The organism is Nostoc sp. (genome assembly GCF_036916985.1).
GTDB lineage: Bacteria > Cyanobacteriota > Cyanobacteriia > Cyanobacteriales > Nostocaceae > Nostoc.
Genome location: NZ_JBALFD010000004.1, coordinates 1 through 22,419 on the forward strand (window position 1 = coordinate 1; position 22,419 = coordinate 22,419).

Consider the following 22,419-nt stretch of genomic DNA (forward strand, 5'->3'; position numbering starts at 1 on the left):
TTGTGTGAATTATTTGCAGACAAGACTGGCAATTGGGTAGGTCAAAGTGCAATGTGTCGTGCGTTACAGAAATTAGGATTAAATCGTAAAAAAAACAAAGCGGAGTACCCAAGGGGAGCAACGCGATTTTGTAAGGTTGGGTGAAAAAGGTGCGATCGCTAAAACTTGCATTTCTGTATAAAGTAATTTTATTTGCAATTAGAATAAGTAATTACACGAAAAATTATCTTGATGAGATATCTCAAAAAGATTGCTAGTAAATTATTTGACGATTATTTCCAAATATATCTGCAATAATTATTTAGAAATTGGTATCAATTATGGCAGTAAATAAATGAAATACTGAATTGAAGTATAAAATTTATCAGGCACTTTGGGGTTTGATAAACGAATTAAAGATAGAATCAGAAAAATTATCCCAACTTTGAAGTTCAAAATGGATATATTCAACTGGCCTGTCTAAAAATTTGAAAAGATAGTTTTTGTCGGGGAGAACCATTATTTCGATGACTTCGTTTTTTACTCTTAAACTTAGAGCGGGCTTTCTTGACTACTCTTGGATTACTTCTATGTTGTCGTAAAGGGATTTCTAAATCGGATATTTCGGCAATTAACCAACTATAATATGTATTGATATCCAGTTGATTATTTATCTGACGTTGAAACTCAGGAATTGCACGCCGAATAACTCGTAAACTCCCAACAAAACTTAACTTTAATGGAGAAATATGTTTCAAAGTGCCACTTTGAAACATTAAACACCGTAGGCAATAATGTCCTAACAACCACCCATAAATTTCTTGGACTACTTCACGAGGATTCTTAGAACGGATGGGGATTTTTCGCCCTAAAAGATGTACCTTTAATTCATCTAAAGTATTCTCCGCTTCCCATCTTTGATGATATTCTGATGCTAATAGCAAAGCAGGAAAGTTAGAAATATCCATTAAATCAGTAATCAAACGGTAAGACCCTAAACAAAAATTTTTAGGAGATAAAGCTTATAAGGGGGATGATGCAATAGCCACGCCTCATAAAAAGACTAAAAAAACCGAAATTACTGAACTACAAAAACAAGAAAATAAAGAATTATCTTCCAGAAGAATAGGTGTTGAGTATCTCATAGGTTGAATCAAAATATTTAAAGTCGCTAGTGATAGATTTCGCCTTGCACATAATAAATATAATCGGGTAATTATGAGTGTTTGCGGATTAGTTAGATTAGGGATGAATCAGGTGTTTTCATTATGCCTTAATAGTTAAAAGGAGCTATTCAAAATTAAATATATTTAATTCTATTTTTGATAGAAATTTTGAGAAAAATGAGACTGCTAGTACAGGTCGGCGGAAATAAACAGACCATATTGGTGGGAGAATAAATAATCAAGATAAAAGCCGTTTGGTAGGGACAGATGGAGGAATCAAGGTGTGGCTAGATTAGCTCCTAAAATATTAAATTTAAGTGATGAAGAGCGTGAGCAACTGCAAAAGTTGATAAATAGGCACAACACGCCGCAACAGATAGCGATACGAGCCAAAATAATTCTTATGGCACTGCTTCACAGTCGATTTCACTTTATGTGCGAATTGCAGCGGCTGAAACCCGTGTAGTTTCGTTGTCAATTACTGTATAGTTTGAGGTATTGCCAGATTATCCTCTCAAGAGTTGCTTCTATGATTACTCTACCTGGTATTGTCATTCAAGACAAAATATACGAAAGTTCTAATTCTCTAGTTTATCGCGGCATCAGAGACGATGGAGTAGGGATAATTGTAAAAATGCTAAAACTTGATTATCCCTCACCTCAAGAACTGACCCGCTACAGACAAGAATATAAAATTATCCGTTCCCTCACAGTGGAAGGAGTAGTGAAGGCATACAGCCAGCAAGACTATCAACGCACTCTGGTGATTCTCTTAGAAGATTTTGGGGGAGAGTCCCTAGAGCAATGGATGCACAAGCACCCAGAGATGTTTTGCCCCATGCCCTTATGCCAATTTTTAAGTCTTGCGATCGCCCTCACCGATATTCTAGGCAGAATCCATACAGCTAATGTCATTCATAAAGATATCAACCCTGGAAATATAGTCCTCAATCTCGATACTGGTGTTGTCAAAATTATTGACTTTGGAATTGCCACCCAATTTAACCGCACGAATCCGACCTTCAAGAATCCTCATGTTTTAGAAGGGACACTCGCATACTTATCTCCAGAGCAAACCGGGCGGATGAACCGTTTACTCGATTACCGCACCGATTTTTACTCCCTCGGTGTGACATTCTACGAACTGCTAAGCGGACATCTACCGTTTCCCACAACGGACATACTTGAGCTAGTCCACTGTCATATAGCTAAACAGCCTGTTCCGCCTCATGAAATAAATACAACTATTCCTAAGCCAGTTTCAGATATCATTCTCAAACTGATGGCAAAAAATGCCGAAGATCGCTATCAAAGTGCCTGGGGAATCAAAGCGGATTTAGAAATCTGTGCCGATCAATTAGCAGAAATCGGTCAAATCTCTAGCATTAAACTGGCGCTTCAAGACGTTTCTGAGCAATTTCAAATTCCCCAAAAACTGTATGGACGGGACAAGGAAGTTGCAATGTTACTGGCAGCATTTAATCGCGTAGCGTGTCCAGAGTCAAATCGCGTCGCTGCTTTACCAAATAATTCGGAAACAACTTCGCAAAGGGAACAAGAGGGCAAACCAAAATTCCAAGTCGAAATGATGTTGGTATCTGGCTATGCTGGAATTGGGAAATCTGCGTTAGTGCAGGAAATCTATAAACCAATTACCCAAAGGCGCGGCTATTTTATCTGGGGTAAATTTGATCAATTTCAGCGCAATATTCCCTACAGCGCGATCGCTTCTTCTCTGCAAAAATTGGTGCAGCAATTGCTCAGTGAACCAGACGAACAAGTGCAACAGTGGCGATCGCGCCTGCTAACGGCGTTGGGCAGTAACGGACAACTCATTGTTGATGTGATCCCTGAAGTGGAACTAATGCTTGGCAAGCAGCCGACTGTACCGGACGTTGGAGCCACAGAAGCGCAAAATCGCTTCAATCGAGTGTTTCAGCAATTCATACGGGTATTTTGCTCTCAGGAACATCCCCTGGTGATCTTCTTAGATGATTTGCAGTGGATTGACTCTGCCACGCTGAAGTTAATCGAACTGATGCTGCTGGATGAGCAAACGCAATCACTATTTTTGATTGGAGCTTATCGAGATAACGAAGTAAATCCAACGCATCCATTAGCATTAATGCTAGAGAGACTGCAAAAACAAGGGGCAGTGCTTCAGGAAATTATCCTAACACCATTAACGCTTAAGCCGTTGAGTCAGTTAATTGCCGAGACGCTACATCGGAATGCAGACACCGTTCGTCCATTAGCTGAGTTGGTGTTGCGGAAAACTGAGGGCAATCCTTTTTTTGTCAATGAATTTTTGAAAATGCTGTATAGCGAAAATTTATTGACCTTTGATGCTGAAGACTTAAGTTGGCAGTGGAACATAGCTCAGATCCAAGCCCAAGATATCACTGATAATGTTGTGGAGTTGATGCTTCACAAGTTGAAGAAACTACCAGAAAATACACAGCAAATTCTCCGGTTAGCTGCTTGTGTCGGTGCTGAATTTAATTTAGATACTCTATCGATTGTTTGTGAGAAACTACATGAAACGGTTTTTCAAGATTTACTAACAGCCATACAGGTTGGATTAATTCAACCACTATCTGAATTAGATGAAAACTTGTTAATTCAAGAGTATAAGTTCTTGCACGATCGCGTGCAGCAAGCCTCATACACCTTAATCGATGAGTCGCAAAAACAAATTGTTCATTTACAAATTGGTCGCAATCTCCTCGGAAAAAGCTTGCCAGAGAGACTATCAGACCGACTGTTTGAAATTGTTGATCATCTTAATTATGGAATTGAGCTTGTCGCAGATCAACTAGAACGCAATGAAATTGCTAGATTAAATTTAATCGCCGGACAGAAAGCAAAAGCTGCGATCGCCTATAATGTGGCAAAAACCTATTTAGCCAGAGGTAGAGCATGGCTAGCAGCTTCTAGCTGGCAAACAAACTATGACCTGACTTTAGAGCTATACACAGAAACAACAGAAGTCGCGTATTTGTGTGGCGAGTTTGAGCAGGTAGAATCCTGGGCAGTGGTTGTTCTGCAAGCAGCCAAAACGGTTCTCGACATCGTGAAAGTTTACGAAGTCAAAATTCAAACTGACATCGCGCAGAACCAGCCATTAGAAGCAATCAACACTGGATTGCAAGTTTTGCAGCAACTGGGAATCAGTTTTCCTGAAACGCCAACTCAGTCAGACATTCAGCTTGAGCTAGACACAATTACATCACTCATTGGCGACAAGCCAATCGAGGACTTGCTACATTTGCCGGAAATGACCGAACCGGACAAGTTGGCGGCGATGCGAATCTTATCAAGCATCACGATCGCTGCCTATGTTGCGGCTCCTGATTTGATGCCTCTGCTTGTGTCTAAACAAGTAAACTTATCAATTCAATCTGGTAATGCTGTTGTATCTCCCTTTGCCTATGCCTTTTACGGATTAATTCTTTGTGGAACGATTGGGAACATTGAGATTGGGTACGAGTTTGGACAACTTGCGCTAAATCTATTGTCACACCTTAATGTTCATTCTCTCAGAGCTAGAACATTAGTCATTGTGAATAACTTTATTATTCATTGGAAAGAGCATATTAGAAACACAACCCAGCCCTTGCTAGAAGCCTACCAAAGAGGTTTAGAAGTTGGAGATTTAGAGTTTGCTGCTTATTCCGCTCATTGTTATTGCTTCCAATTCTACGCAGTTGGAAAGGAACTCGTAGAAGTTGAGCGCGAGATGACGAAATACAATGAAGCAATTCGTCAAATCAAACAGAAAACGGCGCTAACCTGGAACCAAATATATCAGCAGGCGACCGCAAATTTGATGGGCTTTTCAGTCAGCCTAACTCGCCTAGTTGGCGAATTCTACAATGAAGAAAATGGATTGCCACAACATGAGGTAACAAATGATGGAACGGCAATGTTTGTTGTCTTTTTCCATAAACTTTTCCTGTGCTACCTATTTTCTGAGTATGCTCAGGCAGTTAAAAACTCAACCATAGCAGAACGTTATTTAATGGGAATAACAGGCACACCTCTTGGTCCTTTTTACTATTTATATGATGCGCTGGCAAGACTCGCCATATACTCTGAAAGTGGCACTCAAGTGCAGGAGGAACTCCTTAAAAAAGTTACGGTTAGTCAGGAGAAAATGAAGCAATGGGCACAGTATGCGCCAATGAATTGTTTGCATAAATATTATCTGGTGCAAGCAGAGATTGCACGAGTTCTAAGTCAGTGGTTTGAAGCAGAGGAATTCTATGAACAAGCAATTCAAGGAGCGAGGGAAAATGAATATATCCAGGAAGAGGCGTTAGCCTATGAATTAGCCGCCAAACATTACTTATCTCGTGGTAGAGAAAAGTTTGCCCAACTCTACATGAAGGAAGCCCACTACTGCTATGAGCGATGGGGTGCAACAGCAAAGGTCAAAGATTTAGAAACTCGCTATCCACAGTTTTTCCCTCAGTCGTCCAGTGTGACTTCCACGCCAATCCGCACTACTGCTGGAACTACCTCGAATACCCCAAATATCGCTTTCGATTTAGCGACGGTGATGAAAGCATCTCAAGCAATTTCGAGTGAAATTGAACTGGAGCAGTTGCTCAGTTCTCTAATGCAGATTTTAATTGAAAATGCTGGGGCACAAACTGGATGCCTGCTTTTGGATAACTCAGGAGAATGGACGATCAAAGCTACTTGTGAATTTAATGATGGTGAACAGGTTTGTGCGACACGAGTGCTAGAATCAGTTCCAATTGCAAATCGTCTACCCGAATCAATCCTTCAGTATGTGATACGGACTCATGAAGCTGTCATCTTTAATGATGCAACTCGTGAAGGAAATTTTATCAACGATCCATACATTCAACGCAACCAAACTCAATCGCTTCTCTGTTTGCCGCTGGTGAATCAAAGCAAGCTTGTTGGCGTGTTGTATCTAGAAAATCAATTAGCGGCTGGAGCCTTTACACCCGATCGATCGCAAGTTCTGAATTTACTATCCACTCAGGCAGCGATCGCGATCGAAAATGCCAAGCTCTATTCCAAGCTCCGCGCTAGCGAAAGTCAGATGGCTCAATTTTTAGAAGCGATTCCCGTAGGAATTGGCATCATTGATGCGACGGGTCGCCCTTACTATGTCAATCAGCGGGGAATTGAGCTTATGGGTAAAGGCGTTGATCCTGCCGCCACACCGGAGCAACTTTCAGAGACTTATCAATTTTATGTGACGGGGACGAATCAAATTTATCCGAGTGAGAGACTGCCAATCATCCGAGCGTTGAGCGGCGAATGCACCAGGATTGACGATGTAGATATTCACCAAAACAACGCAATTATTCCATCTGAGGCATGGGGAACGCCAGTCTTTGATGAGCAGGGCAATGTGGTTTATGCGATCGCAGCCTTTCAAGATATCACAGAGCGGAAACAAGCCGAACACCTCTTAGCGAATTACAACCGCACTCTAGAGCAACAGGTCGCTCAAAGGACAGCGGCGTTACAGCAAAGCGAAGCCGCACTGCGTCATCAAGAACAGGAATTACGACTGATCGCCGACGCACTACCAGTATTAATTAGCTATGTAGATGCCAATCGTTGCTATCAATTTATCAACCTTACCTATGAGATTTGGTTTAACCGTAGTCGTGATGAAATTTTGAGCAAGCCTGTTCATGCGCTTTTAGGTGAGATGGTTTATCAACGAGTTGAACCGTACATTAATCAAGTGTTTGAAGGGCAAACTGTATCCCTGGAGGCAGAAATCCCTTTTCCGCCTGGTAAACGGTGCATCAGTGCGACCTTGATTCCTGATTTCGATGACAATGCTCAAGTGAGAGGCTTCTACAGTCTCATCACAGATATTAGCGAACAGCGAAACGCTGCACTGCGTGAACGCAAACGAGCCGAACACGCCTCAATTCTGGAAGAACGCAACCGTATGGCGCGAGAAATTCATGATACACTAGCTCAATCTTTCACGGGTATTCTGCTTCAGGTTGGAGCAGTAGCGCAAGTGCTGGCGGATGACCCGGAAGCAACCCAAGTACATCTGGAAATGATTGATGAACTAGCACGCGCTGGACTAGCAGGCGCACGGCGATCCGTATCAGCACTCCGTCCCCAGCTACTAGAAGAAGGTAATTTAGAGAGTGCCCTGCATCGTATAGTGGCTCAAATGCGAGCGACGACCGAGACGGCTTTGATTTGCGAAACTCAGGGTACAGCCTATTCCTTACCAACCGAAGTGGAGAATAACTTACTCAGAATTGGGCAAGAAGCATTAACCAATGCGATTAAATACGCAAGTGCTGGCGAAATTCTGGTTGAGTTGGTGTACAATGAGACACAGTGTATCTTAAGGGTTAAAGACGATGGCAGGGGCTTTGGAGTAGGTAGCATTCCTTTGAGCGGTGGGTTTGGCTTATTAGGAATGAGCGAACGGGCAGAGCGCATTGGCGCACAACTAACAATTCAAAGCCAACCGGGTCAAGGAACAGAAATTATTGCCACTATCAATCGACAGTGAGAATTACAACATTCGTGATAGGTTAAGGTCAGATACCATTTGCCAATAAGCAAGAATACTCAAAATATGACTGAAAAGCGTGGTTGGAAACGCAATTTTTGAGCAGACGACGCCTGCGGCGGGCTGCGCCTACGCGTAATCTAGATACGCATAATTCATTCTTTACCTATAAGTTCAGTACAAGAGTTAACTTAATACCTGTGCTTTTCCAAATTTTCAGCATAATTTCTAATTGACAAAAATAAGATTATCTTGCCTTCTCACTGATGGAATTACAATGAGCCAATCCACTAAGATTACAGTGCTGATTGTTGACGACCATGCCATAGTCAGAAAGGGTCTAGCAACCATCATTAATCGCGATCCAGAAATGAAAGTGATCGCTCAAGCTGAAGATGGGCAGGAGGCGATCGATGCGTTTCGAGAATACCAACCTGATGTTACACTAATGGATTTACGAATGCCCAAAATGGGAGGTGTTGAAGCCATTATGGCGATTTGTGCTGAATTTAAGCAAGCTCGGATCGCGGTACTCACAACCTACGATGGCGATGAAGATATCTATCGCGGTTTACAGGCAGGCGCTCAAGGCTATCTTCTTAAGGATTCTAAACTTGGCGAGCTTTTGAATGCGATTCGCGCCATTCATAATGGTCAGAAATACATTCCGCCAGAAGTGGGTGCAAAATTATTGCAGCGAATGAGCAATCCAGAACTGAGTGAACGAGAGTTGGAAGTGCTGCGTTTGATGGCACAAGGAATGGGTAATCAAGAAATTGGCAGTGCTTTGATTATTGGTGAAAGTACCGTCAAATCGCATGTAAATCGGATTTTAAGCAAACTGGGCGTGAGCGATCGCACACAAGCCGTGATCACTGCTGTTAAGCGTGGGATTGTCAGTGTGTAAGTAGGGAAAAAGGAGGGAAGGAAAGTCACAAGAGGCAGGGGAGCAGGGAGCAAGGGGGAAGACTGGGAGAGAGCTTGTACTCCGCCCCAGTAAGAGCGCCCTGGAAGGGCGGGGCTTCTTAAGCTATGCTCCGCAACGCTTGGCGCAGAGAGGAAGGGCTTGCTCACCCAGCTAAGAGCCCCCTTCCCCTCTACCTCTTCGGTGAACTTTTACCTTTTCTCCTTTAGATTGGCTTTAGACTCCAACTAAAGTTGGTGACAACCTTCCACTGCGAGATCGACAGGTTCATCCATCACTCGATTGTACAAAAATGTCAACTCAGAGTGGACGACAAGAAAAGGTCAATTCTCTATATTGAATACATAGCGATGTTAATGCAGTTGGTTTGTGAGGCAAAGGTATTGCTTAATACAAACTAAAAGATGACTTACGACCGTGATAATCGTTCTCTATTCGTTCCGCCTTCAACCCAGGATCATATCCAAGGTGTACTGAATGCTGCTGTAGTCTTCGTCATGTATGGAGATTATGAATGTTTTCAAAGTGCTAATGTCTATCGATTGACTAAAGTTGCCGGGCAGCAATTGCAGGTTTCGTTTGGAGAAAACAATTTAGGTTTTATCTTCCGTCATTTTCCTCAAGTACAGATTCATCCACATGCTCAACGGGCAGCGGAAGCCGCAGAAGCAGCAGCGGCTCAAGGGCAGTTTTGGCAAATGCATGAGATGCTGTTTATCCATCAACAGGAGTTGGGAAATGGCTATCTAGTAGAGTACGCCAATCGTTTAGGACTTGATATTTCTCAATTTTTGCAGGATTTATCCAGAGGCGTGCATGTCAATCGTATCAATGCGGATATTGAAGGTGGACTGCGAAGTGGAGTGGAGGCTGCACCCGCTTTGTTTATTAATGGAATTCGCTATCTTGATCGCTGGACTGTTGAGCAGATAATGGCAGCCATTGTTGCTGCAAATGATTAAGGTTTTTGATGCTTATCCCAACAAGTATTTCAGCGGGGAGTATTTCACAATTTATATACGGACGACAAAAATCAGAGATTTCAGCAATTTAGCAAGAATATAGAGGCGATCGCCATGATGCTTTTTACATGGAAAAAAGTTCAAAAATTGTTGCTGTGGTTATTTGCATTAAGTGTTGTCGTTGGAATATCAATGCATCCAACACCAGCCACCTCCAAAGAATTACCTCAAGCGTCCAACTCTAAACCTGCGATCGTTCTCGTTCATGGGGCTTATGCTGACGGTACATCATGGCAACACGTCATTCCATTGTTAGAGCAGGATGGCTATAGAGTGACTGCTGTGCAGATTCCGCTCACCTCGCTTGCTGATGATGTGGCAACGACGAAGCGTGTGATTAATAATCAAAAAGGTTCCGTTGTTGTGGTTGGACATTCCTATGGTGGAAATGTGATAACAGGTGCAGCGGCTGGAAATCTACAGGTGAAAGCTCTGGTTTATGTTAATGCTTTCGCACCAGATGTCGGTGAAAAGACGAGTGATTTGAATAAAAGGTACGCAGCCCCTCCGATTAGTACGGCGATCGTATCTGATGCTGAAAACTTTCTCTATATCGATCGCGGGAAGTTTCACGAATTTTTTGCCCAAGACGTATCGAAGGCTGAGGCGCGAGTGATGGCAGCAACCCAAAAACCGATCGCCAGCGCAGCCTTTGAGCAATCAGTGAATGAAATCGCCTGGAAAACGATTCCTTCCTGGTTTATCGTGACTCAAAGCGATCGCGCCATCAACCCTGAACTTCAACGATTTATGGCTAAACGGATTGGTGCTAAGACAACCGAAGTTAACTCCAGTCATGTTCCTTTTATCTCTCATCCAAAAGAAGTTGCCAAAGTGATTGAAGCAGCAAGCACTGCTGTGAAGTCATCCCAATCCTAAGAGAAACAATTTCTCGGTACATACAAATAAAACAGACCTAATTATTGATTCTAGGAGATCCGATCGTGCCGACTCAAAATACAGGCATCACTAAAGTCGATGGCAGTCAACCCTTATTGCATCAACATGGATATGAAATTCAGCAGTATGGTACTCTTCGTGATTTGCCAATTGTTCTCAACACTAGTACCCGCAGCGAAAGCTGTGTTTTAGTCAATCAAATTTTGGCAGATACGATTATTCTCTATCACCTTTACAAGAAACATCACTGGTTGATGCGCGGACATACGTTTTATCAACTGCATCTATTGCTCGACAAACACGCCAGTGAACAAATTGAATTAATTGATGCACTGGGTGAACGGGTACAAACACTCGGAGGTGTGGCGTAGACGCTTTGCGGCTTGTCGTCAGACATCGCTGATCCACGTCATGTGGCAGAAGTCACTAAGATTAAGCGTCCGCCCAATGGTGTTGAGGAAGTACCTGTGATGTTGTCGCGGTTACTAGAAGCCCACGAATTGATCGTTGGGGAATTGAGAGTGGCGATCGATAAAACAGCAGCAAATCAAGATAGTGGCACTAATGATGTGTTAGTGAGCCAAGTCCTGCGAACCAATGAGACGCAAGTTTGGTTTCTGGCAGAACATTTGGTGGATACACCATTGGTACGCAGTTAAATTCAGCAGATCAGGTGTTGTAAATGAATAACTAACAGTATTTCAGCGATCGCTCTTTAATCAGTTCATTCTTGACTCCATTTATCCATTGTAGATAACAGAGGAAGAGAATTTTATGGCTAATTATGACTACATTGTAATTGGTGCAGGTTCGGCAGGATGCGTTGTCGCCAATCGTCTCACAGAAGACCCAGAAATCACTGTACTGTTGCTCGAAGCGGGCAATCCAGCGACGAAACCGGAAATCCAAATCCCAGCAGAATGCGTCAATCTAATTGGCACTGAAGTGGACTGGGGCTATTTCTCCGAACCAGAACCGTATCTGAACAACCGCAAGATCCTTTGTTCCCGTGGCAAAGTCGTAGGGGGCAGTAGTTCGATTAATTTCATGCTCTATGTTCGAGGCAGCCATCACGATTACGACCATTGGCAGGAATTAGGAAATCCCGGTTGGAGCTATCAGGATGTCTTACCCTATTTCAAAAAATCCGAACACCAGCAGCGCGGTGTTGATGCCTATCACAGTGTGGATGGAGAGTTGAGCGTAAGCGATCTGATTGCGCCTGCTCCGATTTCTCAGCGATTTGTAGAGACGTGTGTTGCAGCAGGCTATGACTACAATCCTGATTTCAATGCCAAGCAGCAGGAAGGAGCAGGACTTTTACAACACACCATCAAGGATGGTAAACGGCACAGTGCTGCGGCTGCTTTCCTTCTGCCCATTGTCGGGCGTTCTAATTTGACCCTTACAACTGGGGCGTTGGTGACTCGATTATTGTTGGAGGGCACTCGCGCGGTTGGCGTAGAATATCTGCATGAGGGAATGCTGCACCAAATTGGAGTCAATAAAGAAGTGATTTTAAGTGCGGGTGCATTCGATTCGCCTAAGCTTCTAATGCTATCCGGGATTGGCAATGCCTCACAGTTACAGGCATTGGGGATTTCTGTTGTATTAGATTTGCAGGGAGTGGGTCAAAACCTGCAAGATCACATTCTGGTTCCTGTGGTCTATCAGTCAATTCAGGATCTACACTTTGCTAGCACAAGTAGTATCGGAGAAGCTGTACTGTACTTACATAGCGAAGGCAACTCAGAGATTGCACCTGATTTACAGTTTTTCTTCGCTCCTGTCCAGTTCTTGCCGCTTGGCTATCCTGCTGCTGCTTTTGGGTTCACGGATGTTGTCTCTTTGACCCGTCTGCAAAATCGTGGCAGTGTGAGTTTGCGCTCATCTGATCCGCAAGATACCCCCATGATTCGGATGAACTATCTGCAAAGTGAAGCCGATGTGCAAAAGTTAGTCGCTGCAATTAAACTAGCACGCCAATTGTTTGACATGAGTCATTTTGATGAGTTTCGAGGTGAGGAAATTGCTCCGGGTGCTGACGTTCAGAGCGATGAAGCACTCGTTGCTTATATCCGCAACAATTGCAGTACTGTGTGGCATCCGGTTGGCACTTGCAAAATGGGCATTGACTCAATGGCAGTGGTAGATCCTGAACTACGAGTACATGGAATTGAAGGGTTACGGGTTGTAGATGCCTCCATCATGCCCACCATCACGACCGGAAATACAAACGCACCAACCATCATGATTGGTGAGAAGGGAGCAGATTTAATTAAAGCAGGTCGCACAGCACGAACGGTTCTCAGCAAATCTAACGTCCAAAATCCGGCGTATTCATCTATTTAGAAACGGGCGATCGTCTTTGATCAATCTCAGATTATCATACCTGTTGAGCGTTTATCGGTTGATGTTAGGCAAACAGAACACTCGACCTCTGTAAAGGAATACACAATGGCACTGATTACAACACCATTCGGACGACATTCCACCGCCGCCGAGGTTGTAGAAGGAATTGATCTTTCCGGCAAGCGGGCGATCGTTACGGGAGCCGCATCGGGCATCGGCGCAGAAACGGCGCGGGTGCTGGCTCAAACTGGAGCGATCGTCACACTAGCTGTGCGTAATACCGATGCTGGAGCGCAAGTCGCGGCTGACATTATGGCTACTACTGGGAACCGGAATATTCATGTTGCTTTGCTTGATTTAAGCGATCGCAACTCAATTGCCAAGTTCATTGCTGCCTGGCGTGAGCCGCTGCACATCCTCGTTAATAATGCAGGGGTAATGGCACTGCCCGAACAGCGCACACCCGAAGGCTGGGAGATGCAATTTGCCACTAACTATCTCGGACACTTTGCCCTAGCGCTCGGACTACACGACGCTCTCGCCGCAGAGGGTACCGCCCGTATCGTGTCGGTTAGTTCTAGCGGACATCTGATGTCGCCCATTGTGTTCGATGATATTCACTTCATGTTCCGTCCTTATGATCCGTGGTTGGCCTATGGACAGTCCAAGACTGCAAGCATCCTCTTTGCTGTGGGTGCTACTGCGCGCTGGTTCAAGGATGGCATTACCGCTAATGCCCTGATGCCTGGGGCGATCGCAACCAACCTCCAGCGTCATACGGGCGGTCTTAGAACCCCACCTGAGCGGCAGAAGACAATAGCGCAGGGTGCGGCAACTTCCGTTCTATTGGCAACCTCTTTGCTACTAAAGGGCGTTGGCGGACGCTATTTCGAGGACTGCAATGAAGCCACTCTCGTCACCAACGGGAACAGCTATATGAGCGGAGTTGCCCCCTACGCCCTGAACCCAGACAATGCCGATCGGCTCTGGGATGAATCGTTGCGCCTGCTCGCTTGACCTGGCAGTAACAGTGAGCTTCACGCTGTTGATGAACGAATTGCCGGTCGTAAGTCTGCCAGCCTTTCGTCCATCATGCCAACAATCACCACGGGAAATACTAACGTACCCACTATCATGATTGCTGAGAAGGCAGCCGATTTAATTAAAGCGGAGTGTACCTCACAAAGTCTTCCCAACAAGCTTAATGTTAAAAATTTGTCACACTTGTCTATCTAAAAACGGCATGAACGCCTGCCTTATCTGAACCGCAAACTTGAGCATTCGTAACACAATTCATTCATTAGAAGGAGTACTTCCATGACAAAATCATTCTGGTTTCTTGGTTCTCGCCTCACTATCCTCGCCGATCACACCACGACTGACGGTAAATACGACCTGATTGAGGGCTATTTCACTCCTGGTACGCAGACTCCACCCCATCGCCATACACGCTATTCCGAACAACTTTATGTGCTGGAAGGAGAGTTTACTGTCTGGGCGGGTGAAAACAAGGTTGTGCTAAGCGTTGGTGAAAGCTTCTTCATCCCGCCTAATACCATCCATGTAGTCGCCGCACTTAGCGATAAACCAGCTCGCGGGTTGGTTGTTGCTGCGCCTAGTGCCTTTGCTCAACTAATAGAAGCAACAGGGACGCTAAACCAGAATGAGGCACCTGACATGGAATTGTTCAGTCGCATCTCTAGCGAAATTGGCGACGAAATCCTGGGTGTACCTGGAGATATCCCTTAGAGATTACTCACTTCCCGCTCTAAGATTACCTCTTTTTTCTTTCTCTGCGCCTCTGCGTCTCTGCGTGAGATAAAAAATATTTTGGTATTCTTCCACCGGGAAAGGAGTAAGCTGACTATTTTTCCTCCTGACTCCACTCTCCATTAGCAACTGACCGCTTTAAACCCAACAATCAAAGGATTAGCATAATGAGTAAACTAGAAGGAAAAATTGCCCTTGTCACGGGTGGCAACAGTGGTATCGGTCTTGCCACAGCTAAACAGTTTGTTGCTGAAGGTGCTTATGTCTACATCACGGGTCGTCGCCAAGTCGAACTGGATGCTGCTGTGGAAGCCATTGGTAAAAATGTTACGGCTGTGCAGAGTGATGTTTCTAATCTGGCAGACCTCGATCGTCTGTTTGCCACCATTAAGCAAGAACAAGGACACCTCGATATCATCTTCGCTAATGCTGGCGGTGGACAAATTGCCCCACTTGGAGAAATCACTGAGGAACACTTTGACAAAACATTCAACGTAAACGTTAAAGGTTTGCTGTTTACTGTACAAAAGGCACTGCCACTGTTGCCAGAGGGCGCTTCTATTATCCTGAATGCTTCGATTACTTCTATAAAAGGTACGCCAGCTTTCAGTGTTTACAGCGCCACCAAAGCCGCCGTGAGATCATTTGCTCGGAATTGGATACTCGACCTCAAAGAACGCAAGATCCGAGTGAATGCCATTAGCCCTGGTGTGGTTCCGACTCCTGGTTACGATCATTTGGGATTGAATGACCAGCAGTTACAAGAATTCGTGGACAGCCAAGCCAGCACCATCCCACTGGGACGAGTCGGCAAACCCGATGAGATTGCCAAAGCTGTTGTCTTTCTCGCTTCAGATGATAGCAGCTTTGTGAACGGCATTGAGTTGTTTGTCGATGGCGGTATGGCACAGATTTGAAGTCCAAAAGGAGTTGAAGATGAAGCTGATCTCTGTTAATGTTGGCCTACCGCGTGAAGTGACCTGGAAAGGAAAAGCCGTCCGCACTGGAATTTTCAAAGAGCCAGTTAATGCGAGAGTGATGGTGCGTGAACTCAATTTAGATGGCGATCGCCAAGCGGATCTCACCGTTCATGGCGGAGTTGACAAAGCAGTTTATGTCTATCCCTTTGAGCATTACGACTACTGGCGAGATAAATTGCCTGACACAGAGTTAACGCCAGGAATCTTTGGTGAAAATTTCACAGTTACAGGATTGAGAGAAGAAGAATTAAACATTGGCGATCGCTTTAAAATCGGCAGTGTGGAACTAATGGTGACTCAACCGCGCTTACCCTGCTACAAACTAGGGATTCGCTTTGGGCGATCGGATATGGTGAAACGATTTCTCGCCAGTCGTCGCACCGGATTTTACTTTCGGGTTTTGCAAGAGGGCGAAGTTGGAGTCGGAGACGCTTTAGAGCTGATGAGTCGAGATACCAACAATATTACTGTTGCTAATATCATTCAGCTTTATGTTCGTGAGCGAAGCAATCCAGAGTTACTGCATCGTGCTGCTCAACTTGAAGCCTTACCCGAAAGCTGGCGGGACTACTTTCAGGAGCAAATCCATCGTCAGGATGTGAGATAGATCAACCTGTCGTAAAACGCCATCATGTCACTTTTATCACTTACAAGGAGTAATCCCATGACTACATATCGCACAGTTTCCATCGATGGTTTAAATATCTTCTACCGTGAAGCGGGTTCCCGTGATAATCCAACGATTCTGTTATTGCACGGCTTCCCAACGTCGTCTCACATGTTCCGTAATCTCATACCAGCACTTGCTGATAAATTCCATCTTGTTGCGCCTGACTATCCGGGTTACGGCAATAGTTCGATGTCAACTGTAAATGAATTTGATTACACGTTTGATCGCTTGGCCGAGATTGTGGAAAAATTCATTGCTGCGATCGCTCTCAAAAAGTATAGCCTTTATGTGATGGATTATGGTGCGCCGATTGGCTATCGGATTGCCGCTAAATATCCAGAGCGCGTGCAATCTCTAATTGTTCAAAATGGTAATGCTTACGAGGAAGGTCTGCGCGAATTCTGGGAACCAATTAAGGCATACTGGCAAGAGCGATCGCCTGAGAATGCTGAAAAGCTCAAATATCTTGTCACCCTGGAAGCGACGAAGTGGCAATATACCAACGGTGTTCGCAATCTAGAAGCGATCAGCCCTGATACCTGGACTATCGATCAACATTTCCTCGATCGCCCCGGCAACGATGAGATTCAACTGGCACTGCTGTATAGCTATGGTACTAATCCACCATTATATCCGCAATGGCAAGAGTATTTTCGCAAATATCAGCCACCTACTCTGATTGTTTGGGGTAAGAACGACTACATCTTTCCTGCTGACGGTGCTTATCCCTACCAGCGTGACTTGAAAGACGTTGAGTTCCATCTACTCGATACCGGACATTTTGCCCTGGAAGAAGAAGGCGATGCGATCGCAAATTATATCGATCAATTTCTCACATCACGACTGCAATCCGTTCTCGCCTGATCGGTGGAAATGATGGATTATACCAATTCTTTAAAATTCGGCAACAGATGGAAATCAGGAAAGCCTTACTGGAGCTAGATTTATTAACTGCGTTAGCGACGTTCGCGCAGCGTCTCGCAGAGAAGGAGCGTCATTGCGAATTGCGAATTGGTATTGTCCCAGCATAGCTCATGCTCAAGTATAAACCTTTGAATAACAATATCTTCGCCAAAAAAAGAGCATGAACAGAGAGGACTGATGTAGTAAAGATCGGCTGGAATCGTCAAAAAATGACCCAATAAAAAATACCTACCTTTGTAAGGGCTTTTATTGAAAAATTAAGGAGGATTGGTCATGGCAGCAATCGATACAGCACCGTTAGAAAACAGCCTGGGATTTCTAGTTTTACTCTATTAGCAATTACTTCTAATGACTGGAGTGTCAAAAGACTGAAAAAAAATTGGAAGCGATTACATAACCTGACTTACTTAACTATGTTTCTGCTCACTTGGCACGTTTGGGACAAAATGTTAGAGCATTGGAGCTATTTAACCGCGATTGGGCTAGTAGGGATTGTCACGACAACCCTTTTATTTCTGATGCGACGCTGGATTGAACATCGGAATAAACAACAAAAAGCGAAAGAAAAAGCGTTCTCATCTCAAATTCCAGAAAAAATTACTCTATAGTACCACTACTCTCCGACACCGTTACGTAGTGGGTGCAAGTCAGATTATTCTCCCACTCGCACAAGGAATGTCCTGTTATGAGATCGAAACAAATTACCTGGAAATCTTCAGCAGCATTGGCAATCAGCACCCTAACGACCTTAGTTGGTAGTAGCAGTTGTGCTAGCCTATTGTCTTCCTTCCGAAACGCTAGTGTTGTTACTACTTCTGTTGCAACCATTCAACCCTTACGTTCTGTCCAAGGAAATTCAACTTGGGTTTACGCGATCGCAATCAGCCCTGATGGACGCTTCCTCGCCAGTGGCAGTTACGATAAAAAAATTAAAATTTGGGATCTGCCTAGTAACACCCTACTCTATACTTTAGAAGGACACGGCGATGCAGTGGTAAGCCTTGCCATCAGTCCAGATAGCAAGCTGCTCGCTAGTGGCAGCTGGGATAACCGGATTAAACTCTGGAATTTAGAGACGGGACAACTGCTTCGTACCCTAGATGGCCATACAGATGATGTAGAAGCCGTTGCCGTCAGCCCCAACGGAAAGTGGTTAGCCAGTGGTAGTGCTGACACAACCATTCGCTGAAGGAGTTGTGTGGTCAGTGGCTTTCAGTCCCGATGGCAAGAGATTAGCTAGTGGTAGTAACGATAGCACTATCAAGTTATGGGGGTTGCCTGAAGGCAAACTCTTGGAGAATTTGATCGGGCATGAGCGAGGCGTGCGGTCAGTAGTTTTTAGACCGGATGGAAACATGATAAGCAGCAGTGCCGACAAAACCATCAAACTCTGGTCTCTTCCTAAAGAGTGACAAGAAGCTTTCAGAAAAAAGATCAACTATTTCTGTTGAACAATTTGAATTCACAAGAGTAAACGCATGATCACTTATCGCACAGTATCGATCGATGGTTTAGATATCTTTTATCGTGAAGCTGGTTCTCGTGATCATCCGACGATTCTGCTATTGCATGGCTTTCCAACCTCGTCCCAGATGTTCCGCAATCTAATCCCGGCGTTGGCGGATCAATTCCATCTGATTGCACCTGATTATCCTGGTTTTGGCTATAGTTCCATGCCAACGGTGGATGAGTTTGATTACACCTTTGATCGCCTTGCCGAAGTCATGGCAGGCTTTGTCGATGTGATCGGATTGAAATGCTATAGCCTTTATTTAATGGATTATGGCGCTCCGATTGGCTATAGATTGGCAATACAGTATCCAGAGCAGATTGAGACGCTGATTGTGCAAAATGGCAATGCCTACGAAGAGGGACTCGGTGATTTCTGGAAGCCTATGCATGCTTTTTGGCAGAATAAGACACCCGAAAATGCCGATCGCGTGCGACAAGCTCTGGCAAGCAAGGGCACCAAATGGCATTACATTACTGGAGCTAGGAATATAGAAAACCTCAGTCCTGATACCTGGACTCTGGATCAGGCACTCCTCGATCGCCCTGGCAATATGGATATTCAATTGGCATTGAAATACGACTACCAGTCCAATGTGCGGTTATATCCACAATGGCAAGCTTACTTGCGCCAATATCAACCACCGACGCTAATTGTATGGGGCAAAAATGACCAAGGCTTTTTAGTGGAGGGAGCTTATGCCTACAAACGCGACTTAAAAAACCTGGAGTTTCATTTGTTTGATACGGGGCATTTTGCTTTGGAAGAAGATGGGGACGCGATCTCTGACTATATTCACCGCTTTCTGACCACTCACGTTGTAGAGAACACCAAGCTAACCACCAGTAACAAATAGTTTGGGCTGGGAAACTATGTCGGTAAAAAGTGATTGTCATTACTACAATTACTACTGATCAAGCAGCAGTGTTAAATCAATTAACTTAACATCTTGTTTACAATTTATTAAAGGAGAATGTCATGGTTGCTCAAGCAAACTCGCAAGCAGCAAAAATTCTGGAAGTTGCGGATGATCCACGTCTTTCCAAAGGAGTAAAGGAATTTTTGAAAGTGCTGAATTCAGGGGGTGTGGCGTTGGAGAAACTCACAGCGCTCGTTGCACGTCAAGTCCTTGTAGATGCACAGGCTTCCGTTTCAGTAGACCTTTCAGGCATTGAAGAGTCCCAAAAGACGATTACTGCTGATGGTTATTCAATTACCCTCAATATTGTACGACCTGAAGGGGTCAAAGGCACATTACCTGTTTTCATCTTTATTCATGGTGGTGGTTGGGTGCTGGGTGATTACCCAACACACAAGCGCATGGTTCGCGATCTAGTTGTGCTTTCAGGGTTTGCAGGTGTCTTTGTCAACTACACTCGCACGCCAGATGCTCAGTACCCACAGGCGATCAATGAGATTTATGCTGCGACCAAATGGGTTGCCGAGCATGGTGAGGAGATTGGGGTGGATGGCAAGAATTTGGCAGTCGTTGGCAACAGTGTCGGCGGTAACATGACAACTGTGACTGCTTTGAAGGCGAAAGAAAAAGGAGGACCACACATCAAACTGCAAATCCTGATGTGGCCCATTGTAGATGCGGATTTTGAAACAAATTCTTATCAGCAATTTGGCGATCAGCGTTTTCTGACTGTACCAACGATGAAGTGGATGTATGATATGTACATCGCTGACCCAGAAAAGCGCAAAGACATTTATGCTTCTCCCCTACAGGCGACGGTTGAGCAACTCAAAGGCTTGCCTCCAGTATTAATTGTGGTTGCAGAGAGCGATATCTTGCATGACGAGGGTACAGCCTATGGACGCAAGCTCGATGAAGCTGGTGTTGAGGTGACGACTGTGCAGTACAACGGCATGATTCATGACTTTGGACTGCTCAATGGTTTAGCAGAGTTGCCAGAAGTCCGCTCTCTGTTTGTTCAAGCTGCTGCCCAATTGAAGAAACATCTGCAATAGGATGCGTAGTTTATCGCCGCAGGCATCGTTTCCCGTTATGCCAAAACCTCGGAGGTTTAAGTCTGCAAACAAGACCTTTACCTTCTTGCAAATGAACAAGAATTTAACGAGGATTCAAGGTATGAGACGTAAAACTAAGTTTCTGTACTTTTGGGCTACAGTCGTCGTTACAGTTTTAGCTTTAAAACCAACTCCAGGTGACGCTCAAACCCAATCAGACACACAAACGGTTGACATTCAGGAGTTAGTCCGGACTCGCTGTGCCACCGATCCACGGAACACCTATCTCGAATGGAGCGGTTCTGTTTATGCGTTTGTTCCTCAAGAACAGCAGCGAAAGTTATTTAGTATCATCGGCATGAATGTTGCACGCTGCTTTCAGAATAAGCAAGGACAATGGTTATTAACATCTCGTGAACTTCAGTACTATTTAGATCCACAGACGAATCAGGTGCTTAATCGCTGGCAGAATCCCTGGACAAAGGAAGTACTGCCCGTAGTGCATGTTGCTAATAATCCCGTTCAGAACAACTTAGGACAAGGGAGATTCCCCGCTTTTGCGGCTGGCAGAAATCTCATTCTCACACTGGATGTTCCGCTCACCTATCCTAACGTTCTAGCCAGCGATCCGAAGTTTCAAGACTATAGTCCTGAACCGCTCTATCAAGCTGGGGAATTTTTTAAATTTGTAGTTCCTAAAGCAAGAGTCGAACAGCCTAATGTTCCTACAGTACTGAATGTTTCAGGCACTTGGAATCGCATTAGTCCCTGGCTACCTTGGATGAAGATGAAAGGGAAACCAGGACAGTTAGTTTACAGCGCTAGTATTCGGAAACTGCAAAGATTCGAGGAGCTTTCCCCATTGCTTCAGCAAGAAATTAAATCACGAGTCCCAGTTTATCGCACGGCTCCTACTTGCTATTTAGCTGCAAGTAGCAAAACTTCCTGGACTTACTTTCGCGAATACTTTGACAATTATCTTGCTGGCGATCAATTCCCCATTTCTGAGACACAGAGCAACCAACCTTGTCAGCAATAAGCCTGTGCTGCTTCTAGATATCTCAACTCACTCACGATCTCCACAGAGTTTAGAAGTAGAACCTCTAATTTGAGGTGTCTGAAATTACTTTGTTCTACCGTGCTTTATACCTGCAATCGCCTTGTCCGAAAGCATTTGCAACTGTGGTCTGGGAACTCGCATCAAAGAAACGTTAATGGCTTCTCTGGAGCGATGACTCTGCGCCACTTCACCTTCAAATGGATCGTTATATAAACTACTTTCAGGTACTTACGCTATGAACACCCACACACCGAGCGCTAGGGATATTATCGGATCATCACCGTTGATTGCGATCGAAAACGAAGCACCACCCAAGCTGATTGTCGATCCACCGCTTCCCGAACCACTGGCACAGGGACGCGTCTTCATCCAGTACCGGACGGAGAATTTGCGTGTGTTGCCAGTGTTTGGCAAAAGTGCCCTCGAAGTATCGCCGCGCATCGGTCATATCCACATCACCGTTGACGACGCGCCGTGGCACTTTGTCGATGCCAGTGGGGAAACGATCATCCTGGTCGGACTGGAACCTGGCGTACACAAGGTGCTGATCGAACTAGCTGACCCCACGCACAAAGTAATCACTAGCGAAACTGTTGAGTTCACGTTGCCCGATCCTAAGAAATCATCATGAAAAAACTAGAGGGAAAAATCT

At 44.7% G+C, this 22,419-nt stretch carries 18 protein-coding genes and 2 pseudogenes; 19 read left to right on the forward strand and 1 reads right to left on the reverse strand.

Going from position 1 to position 22,419, the window contains the following annotated elements; genetic code table 11:
• Nucleotides 1-446: 446 nt before the first annotated feature.
• Nucleotides 447-971: pseudogene (locus tag V7L07_RS00415) on the reverse strand (IS4 family transposase); the annotation flags it as partial.
• A gap of 49 nt (nucleotides 972-1,020) precedes the next feature.
• On the opposite strand from V7L07_RS00415, the gene V7L07_RS00420 reads away from it, so the two are divergent.
• From V7L07_RS00420 to V7L07_RS00510, 19 genes and pseudogenes are all read left to right on the forward strand, one after another.
• Complete coding sequence (locus V7L07_RS00420) at nucleotides 1,021-1,131, forward strand: hypothetical protein (protein ID WP_442935988.1); 111 nt, start codon at nucleotides 1,021-1,023, stop codon at nucleotides 1,129-1,131.
• Nucleotides 1,132-1,674: 543 nt separating this feature from the next.
• Nucleotides 1,675-7,680, forward strand: coding sequence for an AAA family ATPase (locus V7L07_RS00425; protein WP_335054024.1), 6,006 nt, complete (start codon nucleotides 1,675-1,677; stop codon nucleotides 7,678-7,680).
• Nucleotides 7,681-7,957: 277 nt separating this feature from the next.
• Nucleotides 7,958-8,587: a response regulator transcription factor gene (locus V7L07_RS00430; RefSeq protein WP_335054026.1), complete on the forward strand. Its 630-nt coding sequence runs from the start codon at nucleotides 7,958-7,960 to the stop codon at nucleotides 8,585-8,587.
• A 422-nt stretch (nucleotides 8,588-9,009) separates the two neighbouring features.
• Nucleotides 9,010-9,567 (forward strand): DsbA family protein, encoded by a 558-nt coding sequence (locus tag V7L07_RS00435; protein WP_335054028.1) that lies wholly within the window; start codon nucleotides 9,010-9,012, stop codon nucleotides 9,565-9,567.
• 114 nt (nucleotides 9,568-9,681) lie between these two features.
• Complete coding sequence (locus V7L07_RS00440) at nucleotides 9,682-10,506, forward strand: alpha/beta fold hydrolase (protein ID WP_335054030.1); 825 nt, start codon at nucleotides 9,682-9,684, stop codon at nucleotides 10,504-10,506.
• 65 nt (nucleotides 10,507-10,571) lie between these two features.
• A pseudogene (locus tag V7L07_RS00445) lies at nucleotides 10,572-11,186 on the forward strand (Dps family protein).
• Between the two features lie 115 nt (nucleotides 11,187-11,301).
• Nucleotides 11,302-12,879 (forward strand): GMC family oxidoreductase, encoded by a 1,578-nt coding sequence (locus tag V7L07_RS00450; RefSeq protein WP_335054032.1) that lies wholly within the window; start codon nucleotides 11,302-11,304, stop codon nucleotides 12,877-12,879.
• Nucleotides 12,880-12,984: 105 nt separating this feature from the next.
• Entirely contained in the window at nucleotides 12,985-13,896 is a 912-nt protein-coding gene (locus V7L07_RS00455) for an SDR family NAD(P)-dependent oxidoreductase (protein ID WP_335054034.1), read from the forward strand.
• A 300-nt stretch (nucleotides 13,897-14,196) separates the two neighbouring features.
• Nucleotides 14,197-14,628 (forward strand): cupin domain-containing protein, encoded by a 432-nt coding sequence (locus tag V7L07_RS00460; protein ID WP_335054036.1) that lies wholly within the window; start codon nucleotides 14,197-14,199, stop codon nucleotides 14,626-14,628.
• Between the two features lie 188 nt (nucleotides 14,629-14,816).
• A complete protein-coding gene (locus V7L07_RS00465; RefSeq protein ID WP_335054038.1) occupies nucleotides 14,817-15,566 on the forward strand; it encodes a glucose 1-dehydrogenase in 750 nt (249 codons plus the stop codon).
• 19 nt (nucleotides 15,567-15,585) lie between these two features.
• Nucleotides 15,586-16,236 carry an MOSC domain-containing protein gene (locus tag V7L07_RS00470; protein WP_335054040.1) on the forward strand — a complete coding sequence of 217 codons (651 nt, stop codon included), beginning with the start codon at nucleotides 15,586-15,588 and terminating at the stop codon, nucleotides 16,234-16,236.
• A 57-nt stretch (nucleotides 16,237-16,293) separates the two neighbouring features.
• Nucleotides 16,294-17,163 (forward strand): alpha/beta fold hydrolase, encoded by an 870-nt coding sequence (locus V7L07_RS00475; RefSeq protein ID WP_335054042.1) that lies wholly within the window; start codon nucleotides 16,294-16,296, stop codon nucleotides 17,161-17,163.
• Between the two features lie 473 nt (nucleotides 17,164-17,636).
• Nucleotides 17,637-17,831, forward strand: coding sequence for a hypothetical protein (locus V7L07_RS00480; protein ID WP_335054044.1), 195 nt, complete (start codon nucleotides 17,637-17,639; stop codon nucleotides 17,829-17,831).
• Nucleotides 17,832-17,908: 77 nt separating this feature from the next.
• Nucleotides 17,909-18,412, forward strand: a complete 504-nt coding sequence (locus tag V7L07_RS00485; RefSeq protein ID WP_335054046.1) for a WD40 repeat domain-containing protein — start codon at nucleotides 17,909-17,911, stop codon at nucleotides 18,410-18,412.
• Nucleotides 18,384-18,635, forward strand: coding sequence for a WD40 repeat domain-containing protein (locus tag V7L07_RS00490; RefSeq protein ID WP_335054048.1), 252 nt, complete (start codon nucleotides 18,384-18,386; stop codon nucleotides 18,633-18,635). Before V7L07_RS00485 ends, V7L07_RS00490 begins: the two co-directional genes overlap by 29 nt.
• Nucleotides 18,636-18,701: 66 nt before the next feature.
• Nucleotides 18,702-19,589 (forward strand): alpha/beta fold hydrolase, encoded by an 888-nt coding sequence (locus V7L07_RS00495; RefSeq protein ID WP_335054050.1) that lies wholly within the window; start codon nucleotides 18,702-18,704, stop codon nucleotides 19,587-19,589.
• A 122-nt stretch (nucleotides 19,590-19,711) separates the two neighbouring features.
• A complete protein-coding gene (locus tag V7L07_RS00500; protein WP_335054052.1) occupies nucleotides 19,712-20,707 on the forward strand; it encodes an alpha/beta hydrolase in 996 nt (331 codons plus the stop codon).
• Between the two features lie 121 nt (nucleotides 20,708-20,828).
• Nucleotides 20,829-21,746, forward strand: coding sequence for a DUF1838 domain-containing protein (locus tag V7L07_RS00505; protein WP_335054054.1), 918 nt, complete (start codon nucleotides 20,829-20,831; stop codon nucleotides 21,744-21,746).
• A gap of 256 nt (nucleotides 21,747-22,002) precedes the next feature.
• A complete protein-coding gene (locus V7L07_RS00510; RefSeq protein WP_335054056.1) occupies nucleotides 22,003-22,398 on the forward strand; it encodes a DUF6130 family protein in 396 nt (131 codons plus the stop codon).
• The last annotated feature ends 21 nt before the right edge of the window (nucleotides 22,399-22,419 follow it).